A 1,727-nucleotide genomic window follows, 5' to 3' on the forward strand; every position below is an offset into this window, starting at 1 on the left:
TTACCTTCAGGGCATGCATCGTGAGATACTCGGCGATGAGGCGCCGCATTGCGGCATCATCGTCAATGACAAGAACATGTTTCAACGGCACACCTCGCTTTGGGGGTTGCGCCCCGATCAGGGTTGCATTACCTGAATCTGCAAGCAAAAGGTATGTATTAGTGACGACATTACTTGAAATTGAACAACTGGTTCTCAAAACCCTCAACGCTCTAGTTGCCGAAAACGTAGAGGTGTCGATGACAACCAGAATGCGGGATCTCGGCCTCGACAGCCTCGACTATAACGAGCTTGCTACGGCGATCGAGAGCCGACTTGGCTGGTTTGTCGACGATTACAAGCTCTGGCAATACGAGTCCGTAAGGCATGTCGCCGACGCCGTCGCCAGTCAGGAGTTGCGCACCCCTGGCCTGGGCAGGACATGTTAAGCGGAACCACCAGCAGTGCGGCAAGTGCTGGAGTAGTGCTGTAGGCACAGGTTACGGTGAGGCCAGCTTGGGCGGCGGTAGCTATGGCCATTGCTCCGCTGTGGTTTCTATTCGTGACTGGTGTGTTTGAGAACTGTTGGGTCAGCCCGGTCCATGTCGCAGTGCCGATGCCCCCATTGGTGGCGTTGCCCGCAATTGCGATCGCTGCGCCCAGGGCACCAATGCTGACGGTCGTTGTCAGGCCACCCGTTGAATTGTTGTCAGAGGCAACAGTGCCCACCACACCATCCCAATTGGTGGTCGTATAGACCGACATGTAGTCACGGAACACGCTCTCACTATACGTGGTCACGATCGTTGCCGTCGTACCGGTTGGCACGAGGGCTGACCACACTGACAGATAGACCACACCAGAATTGAAGATGCTTTCCACCTGAGCGAGAAGGGTGGCAGCCACACCCCCAATCGTCATACTGTTGACGGTCACTGCACTTTCGGTGTCAGTGGTCTCAGTTGTCACGATGACACGACGATTAGCGTGTGGCGCGACAAGAAGCGGAATGCTGGTGTGGGTGTAAACGGTCGTGGCAGTCGAGTCTTCGTGAGTGCCATTGAAGACCAGATCTATCGGGAACATTTTCTCCCAGACGCCCGAGCTGCGCACATAGACCTGTCGAGCCTTGGTCCAGAGGCTTGAGATTTTCACCCAGACGGCGCTGGCCGCCCCCCAGACCCCGGAGGCTTTGACGTAAAGGGCCATTACGGCTGCACCCAGAAATCACCGTCCACGCCGCCAGAAGGGGCAGCGGCCGAGATCGTGACGCTGCGATTTGCCATCGTGCCGACGCCGAGAAGCGCCTTGGTCTGGGCAATGGACTGCGGTCGACGATAATTGTCCCCGGTGCCGTCACTCGACACGCGACCGACGAAGCTCGTCACAGCGTCGGCACCTGTGGCGTAGGTCGAGCGGTACAAACGCGTCGTGATAGCACCAGCACCATCGCGCTGAGGCGATGAACATGTATGGCGAGAGCAGAACGTTTGGGGCGGGGCGGGACGAAGAAGTTGCGGAGGGCTGACAAGGTCGAGACGAAGCGTTGCAGGCCTCCCGGCGATCGGACCCCTGCATCATCCGCTCCCGTTTTCGCGGCGGCACATGGGAATTCTCCGCTCCGTTGTTCAAACCCTTGTGCGACCGGTGCTTGACGTCCGGCATCACCTGTCGCTTTGCCGCTCCATACGAGCGCAGCTAGTCGGTGATCATGCGCTTCGGCGCGAGCCCCTGCTTCTTCAACAGCC

At 58.3% G+C, this 1,727-nt stretch carries 2 protein-coding genes and 2 pseudogenes; 1 reads left to right on the top strand and 3 read right to left on the bottom strand.

The features are described 5' to 3' along the window. Positions 1–85: pseudogene (locus NKI72_RS34825) on the bottom strand (DNA-binding response regulator); the annotation flags it as partial. Here NKI72_RS34825 and NKI72_RS34830 point away from each other — a divergent pair. Next, the gene (locus NKI72_RS34830) at positions 66–428 is read left to right on the top strand and encodes an acyl carrier protein (RefSeq protein ID WP_280938698.1); all 363 of its coding nucleotides are present in this window, start codon (positions 66–68) and stop codon (positions 426–428) included. The pseudogene NKI72_RS34825 and the gene NKI72_RS34830 sit on opposite strands and share 20 nt — an antisense overlap. Before the next feature lie 759 nt (positions 429–1,187). On the opposite strand, the gene NKI72_RS34835 is transcribed toward NKI72_RS34830, so the two are convergent. Together NKI72_RS34835 and NKI72_RS34840 are read right to left on the bottom strand one after the other, a co-directional pair. After that, the gene (locus NKI72_RS34835) at positions 1,188–1,367 is read right to left on the bottom strand and encodes a hypothetical protein (protein ID WP_031194388.1); all 180 of its coding nucleotides are present in this window, start codon (positions 1,365–1,367) and stop codon (positions 1,188–1,190) included. Then, positions 1,364–1,727, bottom strand: a pseudogene (locus tag NKI72_RS34840) (DDE-type integrase/transposase/recombinase); the annotation flags it as partial. The pseudogene NKI72_RS34840 and the gene NKI72_RS34835, both read right to left, overlap by 4 nt.

The sequence above is a fragment of the Mesorhizobium sp. M0437 genome (genome assembly GCF_040321335.1).
Taxonomy (GTDB): Bacteria; Pseudomonadota; Alphaproteobacteria; order Rhizobiales; family Rhizobiaceae; genus Mesorhizobium.

Coding starts and splice junctions, on each gene's coding strand:
- NKI72_RS34830 (WP_280938698.1), top strand. CDS start 66: ATGACAAGAACATGTTTCAACGGCACACCTCGCTTTGGGGGTTGCGCC.